Raw genomic sequence first — 22,242 nt, 5'->3', positions numbered from 1 at the left:
GCAGGCGCGGCACTTCAGACGTCCATCCCCCAGGCGATAGTGCCGACAACCTGCACATCCGGGACATCGCTTCATGACCAAATCCTCTCAGATTTGGTCCGGTTTGCTTAGGAATTACCAAATATTGAACTTCACGCGCCGGCCTACCGGAGTGAGGGCAGCGACCGGCGCGCCTTGCTCGGGAGCGATACCTATGCGAGCTCGTCTGCGGTGCGCGCGGCCCGTTCTGGCCGCACTCGGTGTCCTTTTCACGGCGCAGGCGAGCGCGCTGTCGTTTCTGCCGTGGGAGAACGTACGCATCACCTACGACGATTTCACCTACGCCGCGGACGGTGTCACACGCAGCGTCGGCATCCTGATGCCCAAGCATCGCGCCGCACGTGCGCCGGCGATCGTCGTACTGCACTTCAATCTCGGCAGTGCGCCGAGCATGGCCAATCTCACCGAGATCGGCGAGTTGGCGCGTGATGAGGGCGTGGTGATCCTGTTGCCGGTCGCCGCGGATGGAACCTGGGCGCACAACCCGACCGAAGTCGGCGGCAACGACGACGCCGGCTTTCTCGCGGCGATGATCGATGAATACGTGCAGCGTTACGACCTCGATCCGAAGCGCATCTACATGACCGGCTACTCGCAGGGCGGCAACATGACCGTGCGCATGGCCTGCGAGTATCCGGAGAAGATCGCCGCCGGCGCTTCGGTCGCGGCGACGATGCGCAAGTCCCTCGCGCGTCAGTGCGCGCCGTCCATGCCGACGCCGATGGTCTTCTTCCACGGCACCGACGACGAGCAGGTGCCGTACGGCCCCGGCATTCCGTCGCTGATCCGCGATCTGACGGGTGTCGGCGCCCTGGGTGCGCAGGACGCGGCGCGCTATTGGGCCGAGGTCAACGGATGCAGCGGCGATGCGGTACGGCAGATGTTGCCGGCGCCGATCGATGATGGCACCAGCATCCAGCTCGATCGCTACGAGAATTGCCCGCCCAACCGCGGCGCCGCGCTGTACAGCATCATCGGCGGCGGCCACACCTGGCCGGGCGTACTCGACTTCGTGCCGGTCGCCGGCATCACCACGCAGAACCTGCGCGCCAACCGCGCGATGTGGGACTTCTTCAAAGGATTCTCGCGATGATCGGCCTGCCCACGAACCGCCTCGCCGCAGCCCTGCTCGCGACGCTGCTCGGCGCCTGCGGCTCGGGCTCGGGCGAACCAACCGTCGGCAGCAGCGACGCGATGCTGGTGAACCTGACCACGGTGCACGACCAGCAGCGCCCGGTCGTGGCGTCGAATGGCAATGGCCGCGGCGTCGTCGTCTGGGAGAGCTTCGGACAGGACGGCAGTCACCTTGGCATCTTCGCGCGCCGCATCGTCGACGGTGCCGCCGCGGGCCCCGAGTTCCAGGTCAACACCTACACCGCCAGCCGCCAGAGCTTTCCGGCGGTCGGCATGGACGCCGACGGCGACTTCGTCATCGCCTGGCGCAGCTCGCTGCAAGGCAGCCCCGGCGGGACGATCTTCGCGCAGCGCTTCGCCGCCGACGGCACGCGCCTGGGCGAGGAGTTCCGCGTCGGTCCCGACGATTCGGCGCGCGACTCGCAATCCGAACCGCAGATGGCGATGGGCGCAGACGGCAGCTTCGTGATCGCTTGGAGCAACCGCGAAGTCGGCGCCCTGGCCGAGGCGCTCGGCCAGAACCAGCTCGAAGACCGCTGGATCGAGGCGCGGGTGTACAACGCCGACGGCTCGGCGCGCACGGCACCTACGCGCGTCACGGCGCAGGCCACCGACCGGTTCCCGCGCGCACCGCGCGTAGCCATGGACGCCCAGGGCAATATCGTGCTGGTCTGGGCAACGGCGGCGGCCGGCACGGTGCTGCGCGCGCAGCATTTCGGCCCTGACCTGCTGCCGCTGTCGGAACCTTACGACATCAACGAGCTGTCGGCCGAAGTCGACGCCGATCTGGCCAGCGTGGCGATGGCGCCCAGCGGCGCATTCGCGATCGCCTGGGAGGCCTTCACCTTCGGCAATCGCCCGCTCGGCATCTTCGTGCGCCGCTACGACGGCCCGCAGCGTCCGGTCGGCCCGGCGCAGGTGATCGCGCCGCCGTCGTCGGGGCTGGTCGAACGCAACGCGATCGATCTCGCGCCGAGCGGCGATCTGCTGCTGGTGGCGCAGTCGGACGATCGCGTGCGCTTCGCGGTGCAGCGCGCCGACGGCAGCGTGTTCGGTCCGCTGCTGGTCAGCGACGCCGCCTTCCCCTCGCTGTTCGGTTCGGTGGCGCGCAGTGGCGATGGCCGCGCGCTGATCGCCTGGCAGAGCTTCGGCGCGGACGGGGATGGCCGCGGCGTGCATGCCCGCGAGCTGAGCTGGCGCTGATCGCTCACGCCCGAGCACTGCGCGCCGCACCGAACGGCGACAGCAAGAGATAGGCGCCGGACGCGGCGGCGAGCGAGAGCAGGTAGGGATAGTCGGCGGTGCCGAGCCAGGTGGCGGCGACGTAAGTCGTCAACCCGGCGAGCAGCGCCGCATACGCCGAGAGCGCGTGCCCGAAGCGCGGCGCCCACAGCGCTGCGAGCATGATGACCAGGATGCCGGCCGAACCGAGGCTGGATGCGGTGACCACCAGCTCGTAGACGCTGTCGCTGGCCAGCGCCAGCGCGTAGGCGATGATGCCGAAAGAGACCACGGCGAGGCGGTTGACGCGCAGCCGCGCCGTCTCGTCGAGCTGCGGCCGCAACGGCAGCACCAGGTTGTGCGCGGCCAGTGATCCCGACACCGGCAGGGCCGAGTCGACGGTTGACAGAATCGCTGACACCAAGGCGCCGACGAACACGGCATACAGCACGGTCGGCAACTGCGTCTGCGCGACCTGCATCAGCACCTGTTCGGGCTCTTCGAGCGTGCCGACGTGGTGAACGCCGATCAGGCCGATCGACACCGGAATCAGGCCGACCAGCAGATACATCACGCCGGCGTTCACCGTGGCCCGCCGCGCAAGCTTTGGATCGCGGATCGCCAGCACGCGCGCGACCAGCTCCTGCGCGACGATCGAACCGCAGATCGGTACGGCAAAGGTTTCGAGCGTCGCCAGCCATGAGGCCTCGGCGTCGACGAAGCGCAGGCGCTCCGGCGTCAGGGCGGCGAGCTGCTCGCCGCCGCCGGCGAGCCAGACCGAGACACCGACCGCGATCACGCCGGCGACGAGCACCGCGCCCTGCACCAGGTCGCTCATCGCATCCGCCCACATGCCACCGGTCGCGGTGTAGACGACGACCACCACCGCCGCGAGCGTGATCGCCAGCGTGATGCCGATCTCCGATGACGCCGCGAGCACCTGCCCGAACGCGCGGATCTGCGCGGCCGCCCACAGCAGTGAGGTCGGGATCATGATGATCGCGGCGAGACGTTCGACACCAGCGCCGTAACGCTCGCGGAACAGGTCGGCGAGCGTGACGATGCCGCGCTTCCACAGCGGGATCGCAAACACGAGGCCCATCGCGATGATGCCCAGCGCATAGCCGAAGGGGTCGGCGTTGACACCGGACAGGCCGGATTCGTACGCCTGCCCGGCCGCACCGATGCAGGTCTCGGCACCGAACCAGGTCGCGAACACGGTGAACGTCGCCAGCCACGGCCCCAGCCGGCGCCCGGCGAGCAGGTAGTCGACCTCGCTGTGCACACGCCGCGCCGCCCACCAGGCAAAACCGAGCTGCAGCGCGATGTACGCGCAAATGAAGATCAGGACCAGATTCACGCCGGTTCCCCCGACAAGTCGCGTGCCGGTCGGCAGTCTAGGGCGTATCGTGCGCCACGGCATCGGCCATGCCCGCCGTCGCGCAGCAAATGCGCTAACGTAGCGACCATCGGTCGGCGCGCGCGGCCGCCACGAAGAATCCCTCTATGATCCGACTCGCCCTGCATGGCGGCGCTGGCGAACTGGCGCTCGATCGCACCGATACCCGCGAGCAGCGCTCGGCGCTGCGCCGCATCGCCGAGCGCGGCCGGCAGATGCTGCAGGACGGCGCCGCGGCGCTGGATGTGGTCGAACAGACCGTCGTCCTGCTGGAGGAATGCCCCCTGTTCAACGCCGGTATCGGCGCGGTACTCAACCGCGACGGCCAGCCCGAACTCGACGCCGCGATCATGTCCGGCATCGACCGTGCCTGTGGCGCAGTCGCCGGCGTGATGCGTGCGAAGAGCCCGATCAGGCTCGCGCGCGCCGTGATGGAACGCTCGCCGCACGTGCTGTTCACCGGCGCCGGCGCCGAAGCGCTCAATCGCGAACTCGGTCTCGAAGAAGTCACGCCGGATCATTTCATCACCGAGGTGCGCTTGCGCCAGCTCGAGGACGCGCACGCGCGCGGCGTCATCACGCTGGACCACGACGATGCCGCCTTCGGCACCGTCGGCGCCGTCGCCCGCGATGCCGAGGGCCATCTCGCCGCGGCGACCAGCACCGGCGGACTCACCAACAAGCAGCCGGGTCGCGTCGGCGACACGCCGATCATCGGCGCCGGCACCTTCGCCGACGATCGCAGCGCCGCGGTCTCCTGTACCGGCACCGGCGAGGCCTTCATCCGCAGCGGTTTCGGCTTCGAGATTCACGCACGCATGAGCTACTGCGGCTGGGAACTGGCACGCGCCTGCCGCGAAGGCCTCGACGAGGTGCGCCGGCTGGGTGGTCGCGGCGGCTGCATCGCCATCGATCACGAAGGCGAGATCGCGCTGCCGTTCAACTCCGCGGCGATGTTCCGCGCATGGATGGGCGCCGACGGCAACATCCACGTCGCCGTCGGCCCCGACGACGCCGACTGAATCCGCTCAGGTCACAGCGTAATACGGCACCGGCTCGGCAAAACCTTTGAGTGCCAACGGCGGACGCGCTTCGAGGGCGACGCCGGCGAGCTCGGCGGTGCGCGCATCGACCAGGATCTCGCCGTCGCGGGCCTGTTCGCACAGCCGCGAGGCCAGGTTCACGGCGGAACCGACCGCGGTGTATTCGAGCCGCGATGCCGAGCCGATGATGCCGACGGTCACCAAGCCGGTCGCAACGCCGACACCGATGCCGAGGTGATGGCCAGGACGCGCCCGGCGCTCGCACAGTGCACTGCCCACGACGCGGATACGCTGGGCCAGTTCGATCGCACGCGTCGCGTGATAGGCCACCGGCAGCGGTGCGCCGACCAGAATCAGGATGCCGTCACCGGCCAAGTCCTTGATCGTCGCGCTGAACGTCGCGACCTCGCCGCCGACCTCGTCGTAGTACTCTCGCAGCACTGCGAGCACCTGGCTCGACGGATGCGCCGCAGCGTAGCGCGTGAAACCGCGCAAGTCGCAGCAGACCACACTGATCTCGCGGCTGGACTCGCGCATCGCTTGGTCCAGACCATACTCGGACACCAAGCGCGCAACCTGCGGTGACAAGAAGCGCGACATGAACTGGCCGCGCTGGCCCTGCAGCACGTGATAATGCACGGCGCCGATCAGAAACACCATCTCGCCGATCACGACCGCGAACGAGGCGTACTCAATCGGCAGTACGAAACCGGCGACGAACAGCGGCGTGGCCAGCGCCATCGCCACCACGCGGATCGCCTCGGCGCGATCGGGACGCCGCTTGAGCAAGAGCAGGATGCCGGTCAGACCGGCGAGCATAGCCAGCAACACCGGCCCCATGAACAGCCAGAAACCCGGAGTCAGATAGAACTGCGCCTGTTCGCCGGCGCGGATGAAGTCCTGCAGGCGCAGCCCCGGCCAGATCACCGAAGCGGCACCGTAGAACACTCCGCCCAACTGGCCGACGCGCAAGGCCCGATCGCCGGCCCGCGTGTCGACGCCCGGTGCGACCGGCAAGGTGCGGCGCACGCGCAGGATCCATTCCAGCAAGAAGACCATGGCCAAGGCTTCCGGCCACGCCGCCCAGCCGCTCCAGCGCGGTGCGAGCGGGTAGATCGAAAGCACGACGACGTTGAGCAGGATCGACAAGCCGATGCAAGCGAAGCCCGCCGCGAGCGCGCGCGAGGCCGGCGATGCGCGGTCGGCCGAGACGAAGGCGATACCCATGCCCACTGCGACCAGCGAAACCACCACATAGGCGTTCAGATCCATCGTGCTCCCGGAGCGCGCAGGCCTGCCGGACGGCCGATCGCAGACCCGATCGACGCCGATTAAATCCTTTTAATACATGAAGATAAAACTTTGTTCTCAGAACTCCGTTGAAGAGCTGGCGGCTTTCGTCGACAATCGGCGCGTTCCAAAGTATCTACAGTTATTTGAACTTGTGTCCGTTGTTCACAGATGGACGAACACGGTAAGGCCGAGCGCATCTTACAACTGGTGCATAAGCTCGGGGTCCTGCGGCCCAAGGATCTCGTGCCTTATGGCATCCAGGCGGAGTATTTGCGCCGGCTTTGCGATCGCGGCCAGCTCAAGAAGCTGGGTCGCGGCAGCTACGTCGCGGCGAACACGCGGCTGTCGACCGATCTGATGCTCGCGATCGTCGCGCGCGCGATACCCAACGGCGTGGTCTGTCTCGAATCGGCACTGGCGTTTCATGGTCTCGGCGAGTTCGACGCGGACGAGGTCAGCGTCGCCATCGAACGTCGCGCGGCCAAGCCGCGCGTAGAGTTTCCCGCGATACGGGTGGCCCGTCTCGGCGGCCCGGCATTCACCGAGGGCGTGGAGACCCATGTGCTCGAAAACGTCAAGGTGCACATCTACAGCCTCGAAAAAACGCTCGCCGATCTGTTCAAGTTCCGCAACAAGATCGGCCCGCACATCGCTGTCGACGCCTTGCGCTCGGCGCTGACCGAGCATGAGGTCAACATGCGCAAGCTATGGCACTACGCGCGACTGTGCCGGGTCGAGCGCGTGATGCGCCCTTACGTCGACGCGCTGCTGCCGAACTGACCGTATCCGGCGCTTACAATGCGCCGCCGTCCGACCGATCCGCCGCCATGCGCCTTGCCATCTCACTGCTGTGCCTGGCCCTGTCGCCGTCGACGCTGTGCGCCGCCGACGTGCACGGTCCGGACTTACCCTCGGCCGCAGCGGCAACCCTGCCAAACGCCGCGCCGGCGGCGGTCGGCAAAGACGATCGCGAGCGCGGCGGCCGCAACGTTTTCGAAAATCTCGGCCGACGCACCGACACGTTTACCCTGGTCAGCGACACGCACGGCTTGTCGTTCCACAAACCGATCTACCTGATGCCGCTCACCTGGTCGGAAGACTTTCAGGGGGACCAAACCGAGCTGATCTTCCAGATCAGCCTCAAGCAGCGCTTATTCAACCGCAACTTTTTCTTCGGCTACACGCAGAAGTCATTCTGGCAGGTGTACAACAGCGACGACTCGCGGCCGTTTCGCGAAACCAACTACAACCCGGAGTTCTTCTACCGCTACAAGCCCCACTGGCGCCGCGCGCCGGGCCTGGGCTTCGACATCGGCATCGACCACGAATCCAATGGCGCGGAACTGCCCGACTCGCGAAGCTGGAACCGCGTCATCGGCGCCGTGTTCCTCGAAACGCCCAGACGGCTGCTGCATCTGCGCCTTTGGTATCGACTGCCCGAGGACGACGACCGCGCACTCGATGATCCCAAGCGCGACGACAATCCCGACATCCACCGCTACTTCGGCTATGGCGAACTGCGCTGGCAGCAGCGCCTGTTCGGCGAATCGGGTCACTCGGCCGCGCTGATGCTGCGCGGCAACCCGTCGACCGGCCACGGCGCGGTGTCGGCGAACTACAGCGCGCCCTTCTCGGATTGGGCGTTCTGGAACCTGTCGATCTGGCACGGCTACGGCGAAAGCCTGATCGACTACAACCGCAGCACCACGCGCATCGGACTGGGCTTGATGCTCGCACGCTGAATGGCCGCGGCGCCGCGATGCCGACCCAAGAAGCTGGGCAGACGGCGTTCCAAGGGCGGCGTGTGCAGGCGCAGTGCCGCACGGACATCATCGGCGGGCGCAATGCCCTGCCGAACGTCCTCACACTGCATCCATCCAGATGAGAACGGGCGCCCCGAAGGCGCCCGTTTCGTATCCTGCCTGGAGATGATGCCTCGTCAGGCCGTCGCAGCCGTCCGCTCGCCCGCCTCGGTCTTGCCGGCGCTGCGGTCGACCAGCTCGACGAAGGCCATCGGCGCATCGTCTCCGGCGCGAAACCCGCAGCGCAGGATGCGCAGATAGCCGCCCGGGCGCGCCTTGTAGCGCGGTCCCAGCTCGGTGAACAGCTTCTGCACCGCGTCGCGGTCGCGCAGTCGCGCGAATGCGATACGCCGGTTGTGCACGGAATCTTGCTTGGCGCGCGTGATTAAGGGCTCGGCGAAGCGACGCAGCTCCTTGGCCTTGGGGAGTGTGGTCTTGATCAGCTCGTGCTTGAGCAGGGCCACGGCGATGGCCTGCATCGTCGCCTTGCGATGGGCGCTGGTACGGCCGAACGTGCGGCCTGCAATCTTGTGACGCATGGCTTCAACTCAGTTTCCAGTTTCCAGTTTTCCAGCTTCCAGTACTCCCGCTTCCAGCCCGGCTCTCGTTCCGGGAACTGGAAACCATCGACTGGAAAATGCTTTTAGACCGAGACCTTCGGCGACGACCAGTTGTCGAGCTTCATGCCCAGTTCGAGCTCGTGCGACTTGAGCGCTTCCTTGATCTCGTTGAGCGACTTCTTGCCAAGGTTCGGCGTCTTCATCAGCTCCATCTCGGTGCGCTGCACCAGATCGCCGATGTAGTAGATGTTCTCGGCCTTGAGACAGTTGGCCGAACGCACGGTAAGTTCGAGGTCGTCGATCGGGCGGAACAGGATGGGCGACAGCTCCTTCTTGCCCGGCGCGGCGGCGGACTGCGCCGCCTCGGCTTCGAGGTCGACGAACACCGCGAGCTGATCGCGCAGGATGCGCGCCGCCAGCCGCACCGCCTCGGCGGCATCGATGCTGCCGTTGGTGTCGACGTCGAGGATGAGCTTGTCGAGATCGGTGCGCTGCGCGACGCGTGCGCGCTCGACGCTGTAGCTGACACGGCGCACCGGGCTGTAGGACGCGTCCAGCTTGAGCACGCCGATGCCGCGCCCGTCCTCGTCACGCGTCGCACTGGCCGCCGGCACGTAGCCACGGCCACGGGTCACCTTGAGCGAGGCGTTGAGCTTGCCGCCGGTCAGGTGGGCGATCACCAGATCCGGATTGACGATCTCGACGTCGTGATCCAGCGTGATGTCGGCTGCGGTGACCACGCCTTTGCCGCTCTTTTCCAGACGCAGCGTGGCTTCCTCGCGCGCGTTCAGCCGCACGGCGATGTTCTTGATGTTCAACAGGATGTCGAGCACGTCCTCCTGCACGCCGTCGATCGCGCTGTACTCATGCACGACGCCCTCGATTTGCACCTCGGTGACGGCCGCGCCCGGGATCGACGACAGCAGGATACGGCGCAGCGCATTGCCCAGCGTGTGGCCGAAACCGCGCTCCATGGGCTCGAGCGTGATGCGCGCGCGGTTGGCCGACAGGGTTTCGACGTCGACCTGGCGCGGCTTGAGAAGATCGGCAATGACGTTCTGCATGTATGACCTCGCGTAAAGCGATGAACTGACCCCCGCGAATCGAGCCGCGCACAGTGTCGGCCCGAACCCGCGGCCTCGTCCGCGTCTGCGCGGACGAGCGAAAAACTGCCCTTGCGCCCCGAGGCAGCAACGACCTTATTTCGAGTACAACTCGACGACCAGCTGCTCGTTGATGTCCGGCACGATCTGATCGCGCGTGGGCACGGCTTTGAACGTGCCCTTGAGCCCCTTCTCGTCGACTTCCATCCACTCCGGCAAGCCGACCTGCGCGGCGATCGACATCGCCTCGGCGATACGGGTCTGGTTGCGCGCCGCCTCGCGCACCTCGACCACATCGCCCACCTGGACCTGATACGACGGGATGTTGACCGACTTGCCGTTGACCAGAATGCCTTTGTGGGTGACGAGCTGACGTGCCTCGGCGCGGGTACGCGAGAAGCCCATGCGGTAGACGACGTTGTCCAGCCGCGACTCCAACAGCTGCAGCAGGATCAGACCGGTCGAGCCCTTCTTCGAGGCGGCCTTCCTGTAGTAGTTGCGGAACTGGCGTTCGAGCACCCCGTACATCTGCTTGAGCTTCTGTTTCTCACGCAACTGGAGTGCGTAATCCGACAAGCGGGTCTTGGCGGCACCATGCTGACCCGGGCGGGTCTCCATGTTGCACTTGCTGTCGATCGCGCGTGCGCGCGACTTGAGCAGCAGGTCGGTGCCGGCGCGGCGCGAGAGCTTGCACTTGGGTCCGATATAACGTGCCATGATGATATCCTCGCCTTTAGACGCGGCGGCGCTTGGCCGGGCGGCAGCCGTTGTGCGGAATCGGCGTCACGTCGGTGATGCTGGTGACCTTGAACCCGGCGGCGTTGAGTGCGCGTACCGCCGATTCGCGCCCCGGACCGGGGCCCTTCACACGCACCTCGACGCTCTTCACGCCATGCTCGGCCGCAGCCTGGGCGGCCTTGTCGGCGGCGACCTGCGCGGCGAACGGGGTGGACTTGCGTGAGCCCTTGAAGCCGGCGGCGCCGGCCGTGCTCCAGGACAGCGTGTTGCCCTGGCGGTCGGTGATCAGCACGATCGTGTTGTTGAAGGAGGCATGAATGTGCGCCACCGCATCGGTGACGTTCTTCTTGACCTTCTTGCGCTTGGCTGTGGGGGTGGCGGACGGGCTGGCCATGGTCTTGAGTCCGAAATCCTCGACTTACGCTTTCTTCTTGCCGGCGATGCTCGCGCGGCGCGGGCCCTTGCGGGTGCGGGCATTGGTGCGGGTACGCTGGCCGCGCACCGGCAAACCGCGGCGGTGGCGCAGCCCGCGGTAGCAGCCGAGGTCGATCAGGCGCTTGATGCTCATCGACACCTCGCGGCGCAGATCACCCTCGACGACGTACTTGGCGACCTCGGCACGCAAGGCTTCGAGCTCGCCCTCGGTCAAACTGCGGATCTGCGCGGCCGGATTGACGCCGGCGGCGGCACAGATCTTCTTGGCGCGCGTGGCGCCGATGCCGTAGATCGACCGCAAGGCGATCACGGCGTGCTTGCGATCCGGGATGTTGACGCCCGCAATACGTGCCATTGTGCAACCCTCGACTCTAAGTCGCGCGGAAAAGCCGCGCATTGTAGTAAATGTTGATGAATCGTTCAATCCGTGCCGACTTTCAGTCGGTTCGTGCTGGCCGTCCCTGGCGGGACCCTGTCCCCTCCAGTTGAGCCGTGGGCGGCCACCCTCGGCCGCCCGAGATGCTTCGCGCGGAGCCCCACCGGGGCTTGGCGAGCGCGGCCCATCACCCCTGCCGCTGTTTGTGGCGGGGGTCGGTGCACAGCACGCGTACGACGCCGTTGCGTCGCACGACCTTGCAGTTGCGGCACATCTTCTTGACGGAAGTACGGACTTTCATCGCTATGTCTCGTTGAGGTGATCGGCAGTCCGGCGGGATCAACGCCCCGGCGTGCTGCCCAACGTCTTGAGGTTGGCCTTCTTGAGCAGGCCTTCGTACTGGTGCGACATCAGGTGCGCCTGCAACTGCGCCATGAAGTCCATGACCACCACGACCGTAATCAGCAGCGAGGTGCCGCCGAAGTAGAACGGAATGCTCGGCACAAACGAGCGCATCACTTCCGGGGCCAGACACACGGCGAGGATATAGATCGAGCCGATCACCGTCAGGCGCGTGAGTACCTGGTCGATGTAGCGCGCGGTGTTCGCGCCGGGACGTACCCCCGGAATGAAGGCGCCCGACTTCTTCAGGTTGTCGGCGGTGTCGCGCGAATCGAACACCAAGGCGGTGTAGAAGAAGCAGAAGAACACGATCAACAGACCGTACAGCAGCGTGTACAGCGGCTGCCCCGGCGCCAGCGCGTTGGAGATGCGCTGCAACACGCCGCCCGAGCCCTCATCGCCGAAGAACTGCACCAGCGACGCCGGGAACAGGATCAGCGACGAGGCGAAGATCGGCGGGATCACGCCGGACATGTTGATCTTCAGCGGAAGGTGCTGCGTCTGCGCGGCAAACACCTTGCGTCCCTGCTGGCGACGCGCATGGTGCACCGGGATGCGGCGCTGCGCGCGCTCGACGTAGACCACGCCCCAAGTCACCAGCACGACGAGCAGCAACACGACCATGACGGTGAAGGCGCTGAGCGAGCCTTCGCTGACGAGCTGTGTCGTCGATGCCATCGCGCGCGGAAAGCCCGCGACGATGCCCGCAAAGATGATCATCGAGATGCCGTTGCCGATGCCGCGCTCGGTGATCTGCTCACCGAGCCACATCAGAAACATGGTGCCGGTGACCAGGCTCACGATCGCCGTGAACAGGAACGCAAAGCCCGGCGAGATCGCGATCCCGGATCGCTGCAACGCAAGCGCGGCACCGAAGGACTGGAAGATCGCCAGCGCCAGGGTTCCGTATCGCGTGTACTTGGTGATCTGGCGCCGGCCGGACTCGCCTTCTTTCTTCAGCTCCTTGAGCTGCGGCACCACGGCGGTCATCAGCTGCACGATGATGCTCGCCGAGATATACGGCATCACGCCTAGCGCAAAGATCGACAGACGCTCGAGCGCGCCGCCGGAGAACATGTTGAACATGTCCAGGATCGTGCCCCGGCTCTGGTCGAACAGCTGCGCGAGCTGCTCGGGGTCGATGCCCGGCACCGGGATGAAGCTGCCAATGCGGAACACGATGATGGCGCCCAGCAGGAACAGCAGGCGATCCTTCACCTCGCCGATCTTGCTCAGATCCGGCATCATCGAGCCGGAAGGCATTCCTGGGGTCTTGGCCATGCTTGCTCTGTGGTCTTAGGCGCTGCGAAATGTCGCGACGCCCTATTCCTTGATGCTGCCGCCGGTTGCGGCGATGACTTCGCGCGCACCCTTGGTCACGAGCAGGCCCTTGAGCGTGAGCTTACGCGTCAGCTCGCCAGACTTGATGACCTTGGCGGAGAGCACGTGGGCGCCCACGACACCCTCGGCCTTGAGCGTCGTCAGGTCGATGGTGTCGGCCTTCATCTTCTGCAACTCCGACAGGCGCACTTCGGCGGTCAGCGACTTGATCGGCGACTTGAAGCCGCGCTTGGGCAGGCGCCGCTGGATCGGCATCTGGCCGCCCTCGAAGCCGAGCTTGTTGTAGCCGCCTTTTCGCGCGTGCTGACCCTTGTGGCCACGACCCGCCGTCTTGCCCAGGCCCGAGCCGATACCGCGGCCGACACGGGTACGAGTCTTCTTCGCGCCTTTGGCTGGCTTGATGGTGTTGAGTTTCATCGCTTGCGTTCCCACGAGCCCCCGTCAGAGCTCTTCAATCTTGAGCAGGTACGACGCCTTGCGCACCATGCCCAGGTTCTCGGGCGTGGCGGCAACGACGACGCTCTGATGCATGCGTCGCAGGCCGAGGCCGCGAACGCAGGCCTGGTGGTCCTTCAGCTTCTTAGCGAGGCTGCGCACCAGCGTGAGCTTGATCTGCTTGGTCTCGGACATGACCAGTTCCTGAAGTTGTCTTAGCCCAAAATTTCTTCGAGCGTCTTGCCGCGCTTGGCGGCGATCTCGGAAGGCAAACTCATCTTCGTGAGCGCGTTCATGGTCGCGCGCACGAGATTGATCGGATTGCGCGAACCGAACGACTTGGCGAGGATGTTCTGCACGCCGGCGACTTCGAACACGGCGCGCATCGCGCCACCGGCAATGACGCCGGTACCGTCGGATGCTGGGCGCAAGAAAACCTTCGACGCGCCATGGGCACCCCAGATCTCATGCTGCACGGTCAGGCCCTTGAGCGGCACCGTCACCATGCTCTTGCGCGCCTGCTCCATCGCCTTGGCGATCGCAGCGGGCACCTCGCGCGCCTTGCCGTAACCGTAGCCGACACGACCGGCGCCGTCCCCGACCACGGTCAGCGCGGTGAACGCGAACTGCTTGCCGCCCTTGACCGTCTTGGACACACGGTTGACGGCCACCAGCTTTTCTTTCAGCTCGCTGCCGGGCTGAGCCTCGTCGTAAGTCATCTGGTTTGCCATAGGTCAGAACTCCAGGCCCGCCTCGCGCGCCGCTTCGGCGAGCGCCTTGACGCGGCCATGAAACTTGAAGCCACTACGATCGAACGCGACCTTGCTGATGCCCTTGGCCTTGGCGCGCTCGGCGATCGCGGCGCCGATCTTTTTGGCCGCCTCGATGTTGCCCGAGCTGGTCAGACCGGCAACCAGGTCTTTCTCGGTGCTCGACGCTGCGGCGACGGTGTGGGCGGCGTCCGGCGCGATGATCTGTGCATAGATGTGACGCGGCGTGCGATGCACGGTCAGCCGATACGCGCCGAGCTTGCGAATGTGCGCGCGCGTACGCCGCGCGCGGCGCAAACGGGACTGAGTCTTGTCTTTCATGGCCTACTTCTTCTTCGCTTCCTTGAGCACGACCTTCTCCGTCGAGTAACGCACACCCTTGCCTTTGTAAGGCTCGGGCGGACGGAATCGGCGGATGTCAGCAGCCACCTGGCCGACCATCTTTTTGTCGGCCCCCTTGACCACGATCTCGGTCTGACTCGGGGTCTCGACGGTCACGCCATCCGGAATCGAATACTCGATCGGATGCGAGAACCCCAGGCTCAAGTTCAGTTTTTTGCCGGCGGCCGCGGCCCGATAACCGACACCGACGAGACTGAGGCGCTTCTCGTAACCTTTCGACACCCCGATCACGGCGTTGTTCAGAATCGCGCGCGCGGTACCCGAAGCCATCGGGTTGCGCTTGATCGAGTCGGCGTTGATCGAAGCGACGTTACCCTCGACATCGATCTGGACCGCCGGCGGGATCGCGACCGTCACCGAGGCCTTGGCCCCCTTGACCGTGACCTGTCCATTGCTGGCGCTGATTTGCACACCAGCCGGCAGCGAAACCGGCATCTTTGCTACGCGGGACATCTTGCGTCTCTCCTTAAGCGACGATGCACAGGATCTCGCCGCCGTGTCCGGCCTCGCGCGCGCGACGATCGCTGACCACCCCACCTGGGGTCGAGACGATGGCGACGCCCAAACCACCCAAGACCTTCGGCAGCTCGTCCTTGCCCTTGTACACACGCAGCGACGGACGCGAGACGCGCTCGATGCGCTCGATCACCGGTCGGCCTTCGAAGTACTTCAGATTCACCGTGAGCGTCTTCTTCGCGCCCTCGGTCACGACGCTGTAATCGCTGATGTAGCCTTCGTCTTTCAGCACTGCGGCGATGGCTTCCTTGACCTTGGACGACGGTACGGCGACCTGCTTCTTGCGCGCCTGCTGACCGTTGCGAATGCGGGTCAGAAAGTCGGCGATCGGATCACTCATGCTCATGTTCGCTAACCCCAGTAGTGCTCGTCACCAGCTCGCCTTCTTCAGACCGGGGATCTCGCCCCTCATCGCGGCCTCGCGCAATTTGTTACGACCGAGCCTGAACTTGCGGTATACGCCGCGCGGACGGCCGGTCAACTCGCAGCGCGTACGCTGACGCGACTTGCTCGAATCGCGCGGCAGCTTTTGCAGCGCCACGACGGCCTCGTGCTTCTCCTCCGGCGTCGCCGTCGTGCTGGAGATGATGGTCTTGAGCTTCTCGCGCTTGGCGGCGAACTGCTTGGCGAGACGGGCGCGCTTCTTCTCGCGCTCGATCATGCTGGTCTTGGCCATGGGTCTTACCGACTTACTTGCGGAACGGGAAGTTGAAGGCTTCGAGCAGGGCCTTGCCGTGCTCGTCGGTCTTCGCCGTCGTGGTGATCGTGATGTTCATGCCGCGCAGGGCATCGACCTTGTCGTAGTCGATTTCCGGGAAAATGATCTGCTCGGTGACGCCGAAGTTGAAGTTGCCGCGCCCATCGAACCCGCGCGCCGGAATGCCGCGGAAATCACGGATACGAGGCAAGGCCACCTGGATCAGACGTTCGAGGAACTCGTACATGCGCTCGCGGCGCAGCGTCACCTTGACGCCGATCGGATAGTTCTCGCGGATCTTGAAACCCGCGACCGCAATACGCGACTTGGTGATCACCGGCTTCTGACCGGCAATCGCGGTCATGTCCGCGACCGCGTGCTCGATGATCTTGCGGTCGGTCGTCGCCTCGCCCACGCCCATGTTCAGCGTGATCTTCGAGATGCGCGGCACTTCCATCGGCGCAAGGCCGAGCTTCTGCCTAAGCTCGGGCGCGATCTTCTCGCGGTACAGCGTTTGCAGGTTGGCTGCCATCGTCGACTACCTCAACCGTCGACCAGCGACTGGTCAGACTTGAAAAAGCGCAGCTTGCGGCGATTATCGCCCTCGCCCTCGTACTTGAAACCGACACGATCACCCTTGCCGGCCCTGGGATTCCACAGCATGACGTTGGACGCGTGGATAGGCATCTCCTTCTCGACGATGCCACCGGCGATCCCCGCATTGGGGTTCGGGCGCTGATGTTTCTTGGCGAGATTGATGCCCTCGACCACCAGAGTGCCGTCGGCGCGCACCTGCGACACCGTGCCACGACGCCCCTTGTCCTTGCCGGCGATGACGACGACCTCGTCGCCCTTGCGAATCTTCTTCATGGCTTGCGTGTCCTTTACAGCACTTCCGGCGCCAACGACACGATCTTCATGAAGCGGTCGCGAAGTTCGCGCGTGACCGGCCCGAAGATGCGCGTGCCCAGCGGTTCGAGCTTGTTCGAGACCAGAACCGCGGCATTGCTGTCGAAACGGATCACCGAACCGTCGGCGCGCTTGATTGGGAACTTGGTGCGCACGACGACGGCATCGTGCACCTCGCCCTTCTTCACCTTGCCGCGCGGAATGGCCTCTTTGACGGTGACCTTGATCAGGTCGCCGACGCCGGCGTAACGCCGATGCGTCGAACCTTTGACCTGAATCACCTGGACGAGCCGCGCACCACTGTTGTCGGCGGCGACGAGAAACGATTCCTGCTGGATCATGGCTCAGGCTCCGGCCGCCTGCTGCTCGAGGGTGCTGGCCTTGCGCAGCACCTCGACCAGACGGAAATGCTTGGTCGCCGACAGAGGACGGGTCTCGACGATGGCGACGAGATCGCCCTCGTTGCACTCGTTGTTTTCGTCGTGCGCGTGCAACTTGGTCGAGCGGCGCAACATCTTGCCGTAGACCGGGTGTCGCACGCTGCGCTCGACCAGCACCGTGATGGTCTTGTTGGCCTTGTTGCTCACCACCGTGCCGACGATGCGCCGTTGGGGCTTCTGCCTATTCTGTTCGCTCATGACGCGCTCACCGATTGCGTGCCGATTGTTCGGTCCGTTGTGCCACCACCGTCTTCAGACGCGCGATTCTCTTGCGCACGTCCCGCAACAGGTGGGTCTTACCCCCTTGACCGGATGCCAGCTGCATGCGCAGGTTGAACTGCTCTTTGCGCAGCGCCTCCAGCTCGCTACTGAGCTCCGCGGCGGACTTGCCGCGCAGCGACTTGACGTATTCCTGGGCCTTCATGACCTGATTCCCATCACATGATCGTGCGGTTGACGAACGCGGTCTTCACCGGCAGCTTCGCGGCCGCCAGGCGAAACGCCTCGCGCGCGGTGGCCTCGTCCACGCCCTCCATCTCGTACAGCACCTTGCCGGGCTGCACCTTGGCGACCCAGTACTCGACGTTGCCCTTGCCCGAGCCCATGCGGACTTCGAGTGGCTTTTTGGTCACCGGCACGTCCGGGAAGATGCGGATCCACACCTTGCCGCCGCGCTTGATATAGCGCGTGATCACGCGACGAGCCGCTTCGATCTGGCGCGCGGTGATGCGGCCGTGCTCGGCCGTCTTCAGGCCCCACTCGCCGAAGCTGACCTTGTTGCCGGTCAGCGCGAGGCCGGTGTTCGTGCCTTTGCGTTGCTTACGGAATTTTGTGCGCTTGGGCTGCAACATGACGCTTGTCTCTCGGTATTAGGCGGCTGCGGCTTCGCCGGCTTCAGCACGATCGGCGCGGCGGTCTGCCTCGAACACTTCGCCGGTGAACACCCAGACCTTGACCCCGATGACGCCGTAGGTGGTCTTGGCTTCACCTTGCGCGAAATCCACGTGTGCACGCAGCGTGTGCAACGGAACGCGCCCCTCGCGATACCACTCGGTGCGCGCGATCTCGGCACCGTTGAGGCGGCCGCTGACCTGGATCTTGATGCCACCGGCACCCAGACGCATCGCGTTCTGGACCGCACGCTTCATCGCACGACGGAACATGATGCGGCGCTCGAGCTGCTGCGCCACCGAGTCCGCGATCAGCTTGGCGTCGAGTTCCGGCTTGCGGATCTCCTCCACCGACAGATGGACCGACTCGGGCTTCAGCCCGATGATCTTGGCAACCTCCAGCTTGAGCTTCTCGATGTCCTCGCCTTTCTTGCCAATGACGATGCCCGGACGCGCGGTGTGAATGGTCACGCGCGCTGACTTCGCCGGACGGTCGATCTGGATGCGCGACACCGATGCCTGCGCGAGCTTTTCCTTCAGAAACTCGCGAGCAGCCATGTCCTTGAGCAGCGTCTCGCCATAGGCGCCGCGCTCCGCGTACCAGTTCGAGCTCCACTTCGTCGTGATGCCGAGGCGGAAACCATTCGGATTGACTTTGTGACCCATGGGCGATCTCTTGGTTTGTCTCGCGACGGCTAGCGCCCGTCCGAAAGACGGACGGTGATGTGTGCGGTAGGCTTGAGGATGCGGTCCGCCCGCCCCTTGGCACGCGGCATGATCCGCTTGAGCACCGGCCCTTGATCGATGAAGATCTCGTTGACCTTGAGCTCGTCGACGTCCGCGCCGTGGTTGTTCTCGGCATTGGCGATCGCCGACTCCAGCACCTTACGGATGACCTTGGCCGGCTTGCGCGTCGAGAACTTGAGGATGTTGAGCGCCTCGTCGACCTTCTTGCCACGCACCAGGTCCGCGACCGGGCGCGCCTTCTTCGGCGACAGGCGTACGAACTTGAGGACGGCTTGCGTCTGCATGGCGGCGCTCACTTCTTCGTAGCTTTGTCGGCCGCGTGACCTTTGAAGGTCCGCGTCGGCGCGAACTCGCCGAGCTTGTGGCCGACCATGTTGTCGGTGATGAAGACCGGCATGTGCTGTTTGCCGTTGTGCACCTGGATCGTCAGCCCGACGAAATCGGGCGTGATCATGGAACGGCGCGACCAGGTCTTGATCGGCTTCTTGACCCGCTGCGACGCCATGTCTTCCACCTTCTTGGCGAGATGGTGGTCGACGAACGGGCCTTTCTTGACGGAACGCGGCATGGCCTAGTCCTCACTACTTCTTGGCGTGACGAGCACGCACGATGAACTTTTGCGTGCGCTTGTTGTTGCGGGTCTTGAGGCCCTTGGTCTGCTGGCCCCACGGCGTGACCGGATGCGGGTTGCCCTGGCCGGACTTGCCTTCACCGCCGCCATGCGGGTGATCGACCGGGTTCATCACCACGCCGCGCACGGTCGGACGGATGCCTTTCCAACGCTTGGCGCCGGCCTTGCCGTACTGCCGCAGATTGTGCTCGTTGTTGCCCACTTCGCCGATCGCGGCGCGGCAGGTGGCCAGCACTTTGCGCATCTCGCCCGAACGCAGACGGATGGTCACGTAATCGCCCTCACGGGCCACGAGCTGCACGGCGGCGCCGGCGCTGCGCGCCAATTGTGCACCCTTGCCCGGGCGCAGTTCCACGCAGTGGATCGTGGACCCCACCGGAATGTTGCGCAGGGGCAGGACGTTGCCCGGCCGGATCGGCGCGTCGGACCCGGACTGCAAGGTATCCCCCTCGGCGACGCCGCGCGGCGCGATGATGTAGCGCCGCTCGCCGTCGGCGTAGCACAGCAGGGCGATGTGCGCCGAACGGTTCGGGTCGTACTCGATACGCTCGACCCGCGCCGGCACGCCATCCTTGTTACGCTTGAAGTCGACCACGCGATAGTGGTGCTTGTGACCGCCGCCCTTGTGGCGCGTGGTCATGTGACCGTTGTTGTTGCGGCCGCCGGTGCTCGTCTGCTTTTCGAGCAGCGGGGCATACGGCTCGCCCTTCCATAGCCCCGGCGTGACCACGCGGACCTGGTGGCGCACGCCGGCGGACGTCGGCTTCATCTTGACCAATGGCATGGCTTCGTACCCTTAGTTCGCACCACCGGACAGGAAGTCGATTTCCTGCCCCTCGGCCAGCGTCACATAAGCCTTCTTCCAGTCGGAGCGACGCCCCTCGAAACGGCCGAAGCGCTTGCGCTTGCCCTTGACCACGAGGGTACGCACGTCTTCGACCTTCACGTTGAACAGCTTCTCGACCGCTTGGCGGATTTCCGGTTTGTAGGCGTTGCGGACGACCCTGAACACGGCGGTGTTGGTCTTCTCGGCGACGCGGGTGCTCTTCTCGGAGATCACCGGCCCCAGAATCACCTGGTGCAGGCGGTCGACTGCCGTCTTGTGCTTGCTCATTGCAGCCAGGCCTCCAACTTCTTGACTGCGTCCGCCGTCATCAGCACCTTTTCATGGCTGAGCAGCGTGACCGGATTGATCGCCTCGACGTCGCAGACGGTGACGTTCGGAATGTTGCGCGCCGACAGAAACAGGTTGTTGTCCAGCTCGCCGGTGACGATGAGGATGTCGCTGGAGCCGAGCGCGCGCAGCCGCTCCAGCAGGCCCTTGGTGCGCGGCGCGTCCACGGTGAAGTGCTCGGCGACGATCAGGTGATTGCGTCGGGCCAATTCGGCGATGATGGAGCGGATCGCGCCGCGGTACATCTTGCGGTTGACCTTTTGCGAGAAATCGCGCGGCACGGCCGCGAAGGTCTTGCCGCCGCCCCGCCACAGCGGCGAGCGGATCGAGCCGGCGCGGGCGCGGCCGGTGCCCTTCTGCTTCCACGGCTTTTTGCCGCCGCCGGACACCATGGCCTTGCTCTTCTGTGCCTTGGTGCCGGCGCGCGCGCCGGCCAGATACGACGTCACCACCTGATGGATCAGGGGTTCGTTGTACTCCGCTGCGAAGACGGCGTCGGAGACGCTGAGCTTGGCGGTACTGTCGTGTAGTTGAAGTTCCATTGCCGTTTTTCCCCGGTAGCGCTTCAGGCCTTCACCGTGGGACGCACGATGACATCGCCATTCGTCGCGCCCGGCACAGCCCCCTTGACCAGCAGGAGGTTGCGTTCTGTATCGATCTTGACCAGGTCAAGATTCAGCACCGTCACGCGGTCCGTGCCCATGTGACCGGCCATCTTCTTGCCCTTGAACACGCGGCCCGGGCTCTGACGCTGGCCGATGGAGCCCGGCGCGCGATGCGACAGCGAGTTGCCGTGCGTCGCACGGCCACCGCCGAAGCCCCAGCGCTTGATGACGCCGGCATAGCCCTTGCCTTTAGAGATGCCGGTGACGTCCACGGCCTTGACGCCGTTGAACACATCGACCTTGATCTCCGAACCGGCCTGCAGGTCTGCCCCCTCGCCGTCGTCGAGGCGGATTTCCCACAGTCCGCGACCGGCGGCAACGCCGGCCTTCTTGTAGTGCCCAGCCTCGGCCTTGGTCAGGCGGCTGGCCTTTTGTTCACCCACCGCGACCTGCACGGCGCGGTAGCCGTCGTTTTCGACCGTCTTGACTTGAGTCACGCGGTTCGGCGTGCACTCGATCACGGTCACCGGAATGGCCGTCCCGGCGTCGGTGAAGATCCGGGTCATGCCGGCCTTGCGGCCTACGATGGCGATCGTCATGTCCGCCTCCTCTTAGTTCAGCGAGATCTGGACTTCGACGCCCGCGGGCAAGTCCAGCTTGGAGAGCGCGTCCACGGTCTTCTCCGTGGGATCGACGATCTGCATGAGCCGCTTGTGGGTGCGGATTTCGTACTGGTCACGCGCGTCCTTGTCGACGTGCGGCGACACCAGGACGGTGAAGCGTTCCTTGCGGGTGGGCAACGGGATGGGCCCACGCACGACGGCACCGGTGCGCTTCGCGGTCTCGACGATCTCACGTGCCGACTTGTCGATCAGCCGGTGGTCGAACGCCTTGAGCCGGATGCGGATAGATTGGCTTGTCGCGGCCATGCTGTGTCTTCCGGATTAAAGAGCGTGGAACAAAAGGGGCGCGAATTCTATTCGCGCCCCCGGCGAAAGTAAAGGCGAAAGTTACGCGAGGATCTTGGTGACGACGCCGGCGCCGACGGTGCGACCGCCCTCGCGGATCGCAAAGCGCACGCCTTCCTCCATCGCGATCGGGCTGATCAGCTCCACCGTCATCTGCACGTTGTCGCCCGGC

Annotated in this window: 36 protein-coding genes; 5 read left to right on the top strand and 31 right to left on the bottom strand. The window is 65.2% G+C overall.

The window, feature by feature from the left end; translation table 11 throughout:
• Positions 1-193 precede the first annotated feature (193 nt).
• Positions 194-1,132: a CE1 family esterase gene (locus ABSH63_RS15065; RefSeq protein ID WP_352890848.1), complete on the top strand. Its 939-nt coding sequence runs from the start codon at positions 194-196 to the stop codon at positions 1,130-1,132.
• Positions 1,129-2,376, top strand: coding sequence for a hypothetical protein (locus tag ABSH63_RS15060; protein WP_352890846.1), 1,248 nt, complete (start codon positions 1,129-1,131; stop codon positions 2,374-2,376). The genes ABSH63_RS15065 and ABSH63_RS15060 overlap by 4 nt, the downstream gene beginning before the upstream one ends.
• A 4-nt stretch (positions 2,377-2,380) precedes the next feature.
• On the opposite strand, the gene ABSH63_RS15055 is transcribed toward ABSH63_RS15060, so the two are convergent.
• The gene (locus ABSH63_RS15055; RefSeq protein WP_352890844.1) at positions 2,381-3,754 is read right to left on the bottom strand and encodes a high affinity choline transporter 1; all 1,374 of its coding nucleotides are present in this window, start codon (positions 3,752-3,754) and stop codon (positions 2,381-2,383) included.
• Positions 3,755-3,900: 146 nt separating this feature from the next.
• Between ABSH63_RS15055 and ABSH63_RS15050 the strand changes: the two genes are divergently transcribed.
• Entirely contained in the window at positions 3,901-4,815 is a 915-nt protein-coding gene (locus ABSH63_RS15050) for an isoaspartyl peptidase/L-asparaginase family protein (RefSeq protein ID WP_352890842.1), read from the top strand.
• 6 nt (positions 4,816-4,821) lie between these two features.
• On the opposite strand, the gene ABSH63_RS15045 is transcribed toward ABSH63_RS15050, so the two are convergent.
• On the bottom strand, positions 4,822-6,108 hold the full coding sequence (locus ABSH63_RS15045; protein ID WP_352890840.1) for an adenylate/guanylate cyclase domain-containing protein: 1,287 nt from the start codon (positions 6,106-6,108) through the stop codon (positions 4,822-4,824).
• Between the two features lie 189 nt (positions 6,109-6,297).
• Here ABSH63_RS15045 and ABSH63_RS15040 point away from each other — a divergent pair, with 189 nt between their 5' ends.
• A complete protein-coding gene (locus ABSH63_RS15040) occupies positions 6,298-6,909 on the top strand; it encodes a type IV toxin-antitoxin system AbiEi family antitoxin domain-containing protein (RefSeq protein WP_352890838.1) in 612 nt (203 codons plus the stop codon).
• A gap of 47 nt (positions 6,910-6,956) precedes the next feature.
• The gene (locus ABSH63_RS15035; RefSeq protein WP_352890836.1) at positions 6,957-7,871 is read left to right on the top strand and encodes a phospholipase A; all 915 of its coding nucleotides are present in this window, start codon (positions 6,957-6,959) and stop codon (positions 7,869-7,871) included.
• A gap of 197 nt (positions 7,872-8,068) precedes the next feature.
• On the opposite strand, the gene rplQ is transcribed toward ABSH63_RS15035, so the two are convergent.
• The 29 genes from rplQ to ABSH63_RS14890 all read right to left on the bottom strand — a co-directional run.
• Positions 8,069-8,470, bottom strand: a complete 402-nt coding sequence (rplQ, locus tag ABSH63_RS15030) for a 50S ribosomal protein L17 (protein ID WP_352890834.1) — start codon at positions 8,468-8,470, stop codon at positions 8,069-8,071.
• A 104-nt stretch (positions 8,471-8,574) separates the two neighbouring features.
• A complete protein-coding gene (locus ABSH63_RS15025) occupies positions 8,575-9,555 on the bottom strand; it encodes a DNA-directed RNA polymerase subunit alpha (RefSeq protein ID WP_352890832.1) in 981 nt (326 codons plus the stop codon).
• A 135-nt stretch (positions 9,556-9,690) separates the two neighbouring features.
• The gene (rpsD, locus tag ABSH63_RS15020) at positions 9,691-10,311 is read right to left on the bottom strand and encodes a 30S ribosomal protein S4 (RefSeq protein WP_352890830.1); all 621 of its coding nucleotides are present in this window, start codon (positions 10,309-10,311) and stop codon (positions 9,691-9,693) included.
• A 16-nt stretch (positions 10,312-10,327) separates the two neighbouring features.
• Positions 10,328-10,726 carry a 30S ribosomal protein S11 gene (rpsK, locus tag ABSH63_RS15015; protein WP_352890828.1) on the bottom strand — a complete coding sequence of 133 codons (399 nt, stop codon included), beginning with the start codon at positions 10,724-10,726 and terminating at the stop codon, positions 10,328-10,330.
• A 24-nt stretch (positions 10,727-10,750) separates the two neighbouring features.
• Positions 10,751-11,122, bottom strand: a complete 372-nt coding sequence (rpsM, locus tag ABSH63_RS15010; protein ID WP_352890826.1) for a 30S ribosomal protein S13 — start codon at positions 11,120-11,122, stop codon at positions 10,751-10,753.
• A gap of 208 nt (positions 11,123-11,330) precedes the next feature.
• Positions 11,331-11,444: a 50S ribosomal protein L36 gene (gene rpmJ / locus ABSH63_RS15005; protein WP_110264749.1), complete on the bottom strand. Its 114-nt coding sequence runs from the start codon at positions 11,442-11,444 to the stop codon at positions 11,331-11,333.
• Positions 11,445-11,482: 38 nt separating this feature from the next.
• The gene (gene secY, locus ABSH63_RS15000) at positions 11,483-12,826 is read right to left on the bottom strand and encodes a preprotein translocase subunit SecY (RefSeq protein WP_352890824.1); all 1,344 of its coding nucleotides are present in this window, start codon (positions 12,824-12,826) and stop codon (positions 11,483-11,485) included.
• Between the two features lie 42 nt (positions 12,827-12,868).
• Entirely contained in the window at positions 12,869-13,303 is a 435-nt protein-coding gene (gene rplO, locus ABSH63_RS14995) for a 50S ribosomal protein L15 (protein ID WP_352890822.1), read from the bottom strand.
• Positions 13,304-13,327: 24 nt separating this feature from the next.
• The gene (rpmD, locus tag ABSH63_RS14990; protein ID WP_352890820.1) at positions 13,328-13,516 is read right to left on the bottom strand and encodes a 50S ribosomal protein L30; all 189 of its coding nucleotides are present in this window, start codon (positions 13,514-13,516) and stop codon (positions 13,328-13,330) included.
• A 20-nt stretch (positions 13,517-13,536) separates the two neighbouring features.
• Positions 13,537-14,040, bottom strand: a complete 504-nt coding sequence (rpsE, locus tag ABSH63_RS14985) for a 30S ribosomal protein S5 (protein WP_352890850.1) — start codon at positions 14,038-14,040, stop codon at positions 13,537-13,539.
• A gap of 15 nt (positions 14,041-14,055) precedes the next feature.
• Positions 14,056-14,412 (bottom strand): 50S ribosomal protein L18, encoded by a 357-nt coding sequence (gene rplR, locus ABSH63_RS14980; protein ID WP_352890818.1) that lies wholly within the window; start codon positions 14,410-14,412, stop codon positions 14,056-14,058.
• Positions 14,413-14,415: 3 nt separating this feature from the next.
• Positions 14,416-14,946, bottom strand: coding sequence for a 50S ribosomal protein L6 (gene rplF, locus ABSH63_RS14975; protein ID WP_352890816.1), 531 nt, complete (start codon positions 14,944-14,946; stop codon positions 14,416-14,418).
• A 13-nt stretch (positions 14,947-14,959) separates the two neighbouring features.
• The gene (rpsH, locus tag ABSH63_RS14970) at positions 14,960-15,355 is read right to left on the bottom strand and encodes a 30S ribosomal protein S8 (RefSeq protein ID WP_352890814.1); all 396 of its coding nucleotides are present in this window, start codon (positions 15,353-15,355) and stop codon (positions 14,960-14,962) included.
• Between the two features lie 24 nt (positions 15,356-15,379).
• Complete coding sequence (gene rpsN, locus ABSH63_RS14965; RefSeq protein ID WP_352890812.1) at positions 15,380-15,685, bottom strand: 30S ribosomal protein S14; 306 nt, start codon at positions 15,683-15,685, stop codon at positions 15,380-15,382.
• 13 nt (positions 15,686-15,698) lie between these two features.
• A complete protein-coding gene (rplE, locus tag ABSH63_RS14960) occupies positions 15,699-16,238 on the bottom strand; it encodes a 50S ribosomal protein L5 (protein WP_352890810.1) in 540 nt (179 codons plus the stop codon).
• An 11-nt stretch (positions 16,239-16,249) separates the two neighbouring features.
• Positions 16,250-16,576, bottom strand: a complete 327-nt coding sequence (gene rplX / locus ABSH63_RS14955) for a 50S ribosomal protein L24 (protein ID WP_352890808.1) — start codon at positions 16,574-16,576, stop codon at positions 16,250-16,252.
• Between the two features lie 14 nt (positions 16,577-16,590).
• Complete coding sequence (gene rplN / locus ABSH63_RS14950; protein ID WP_352890806.1) at positions 16,591-16,956, bottom strand: 50S ribosomal protein L14; 366 nt, start codon at positions 16,954-16,956, stop codon at positions 16,591-16,593.
• Between the two features lie 3 nt (positions 16,957-16,959).
• Positions 16,960-17,253 (bottom strand): 30S ribosomal protein S17, encoded by a 294-nt coding sequence (gene rpsQ / locus ABSH63_RS14945; RefSeq protein WP_352890804.1) that lies wholly within the window; start codon positions 17,251-17,253, stop codon positions 16,960-16,962.
• Between the two features lie 7 nt (positions 17,254-17,260).
• Positions 17,261-17,479 (bottom strand): 50S ribosomal protein L29, encoded by a 219-nt coding sequence (gene rpmC / locus ABSH63_RS14940; protein ID WP_352890802.1) that lies wholly within the window; start codon positions 17,477-17,479, stop codon positions 17,261-17,263.
• 13 nt (positions 17,480-17,492) lie between these two features.
• Positions 17,493-17,906, bottom strand: coding sequence for a 50S ribosomal protein L16 (gene rplP, locus ABSH63_RS14935; protein WP_352890800.1), 414 nt, complete (start codon positions 17,904-17,906; stop codon positions 17,493-17,495).
• Positions 17,907-17,924: 18 nt separating this feature from the next.
• Positions 17,925-18,611 (bottom strand): 30S ribosomal protein S3, encoded by a 687-nt coding sequence (gene rpsC, locus ABSH63_RS14930; RefSeq protein WP_352890799.1) that lies wholly within the window; start codon positions 18,609-18,611, stop codon positions 17,925-17,927.
• A gap of 29 nt (positions 18,612-18,640) precedes the next feature.
• Entirely contained in the window at positions 18,641-18,976 is a 336-nt protein-coding gene (rplV, locus tag ABSH63_RS14925) for a 50S ribosomal protein L22 (RefSeq protein WP_352890797.1), read from the bottom strand.
• Positions 18,977-18,984: 8 nt separating this feature from the next.
• Positions 18,985-19,260, bottom strand: coding sequence for a 30S ribosomal protein S19 (gene rpsS / locus ABSH63_RS14920; RefSeq protein ID WP_352890795.1), 276 nt, complete (start codon positions 19,258-19,260; stop codon positions 18,985-18,987).
• A gap of 13 nt (positions 19,261-19,273) precedes the next feature.
• Positions 19,274-20,107: a 50S ribosomal protein L2 gene (gene rplB, locus ABSH63_RS14915; protein ID WP_352890793.1), complete on the bottom strand. Its 834-nt coding sequence runs from the start codon at positions 20,105-20,107 to the stop codon at positions 19,274-19,276.
• 12 nt (positions 20,108-20,119) lie between these two features.
• Positions 20,120-20,437 (bottom strand): 50S ribosomal protein L23, encoded by a 318-nt coding sequence (gene rplW, locus ABSH63_RS14910; protein ID WP_352890791.1) that lies wholly within the window; start codon positions 20,435-20,437, stop codon positions 20,120-20,122.
• Complete coding sequence (gene rplD, locus ABSH63_RS14905) at positions 20,434-21,039, bottom strand: 50S ribosomal protein L4 (protein ID WP_352890789.1); 606 nt, start codon at positions 21,037-21,039, stop codon at positions 20,434-20,436. The genes rplW and rplD overlap by 4 nt, the downstream gene beginning before the upstream one ends.
• 23 nt (positions 21,040-21,062) lie before the next feature.
• A complete protein-coding gene (gene rplC / locus ABSH63_RS14900; RefSeq protein WP_352890787.1) occupies positions 21,063-21,701 on the bottom strand; it encodes a 50S ribosomal protein L3 in 639 nt (212 codons plus the stop codon).
• A 12-nt stretch (positions 21,702-21,713) separates the two neighbouring features.
• Positions 21,714-22,031, bottom strand: coding sequence for a 30S ribosomal protein S10 (gene rpsJ, locus ABSH63_RS14895; protein ID WP_110264768.1), 318 nt, complete (start codon positions 22,029-22,031; stop codon positions 21,714-21,716).
• An 81-nt stretch (positions 22,032-22,112) separates the two neighbouring features.
• A partial coding sequence (locus tag ABSH63_RS14890; RefSeq protein ID WP_491630893.1) for an EF-Tu C-terminal domain-related protein occupies positions 22,113-22,242 on the bottom strand: 130 nt, incomplete at its 5' end.

This window comes from Sinimarinibacterium thermocellulolyticum (assembly GCF_040327995.1).
Classification (GTDB): Bacteria; Pseudomonadota; Gammaproteobacteria; order Nevskiales; family Nevskiaceae; genus Solimonas; species Solimonas thermocellulolyticum.
Note: the sequence above shows the minus strand (reverse complement) of the source record. Positions and strands in the feature narration are given on the sequence as shown.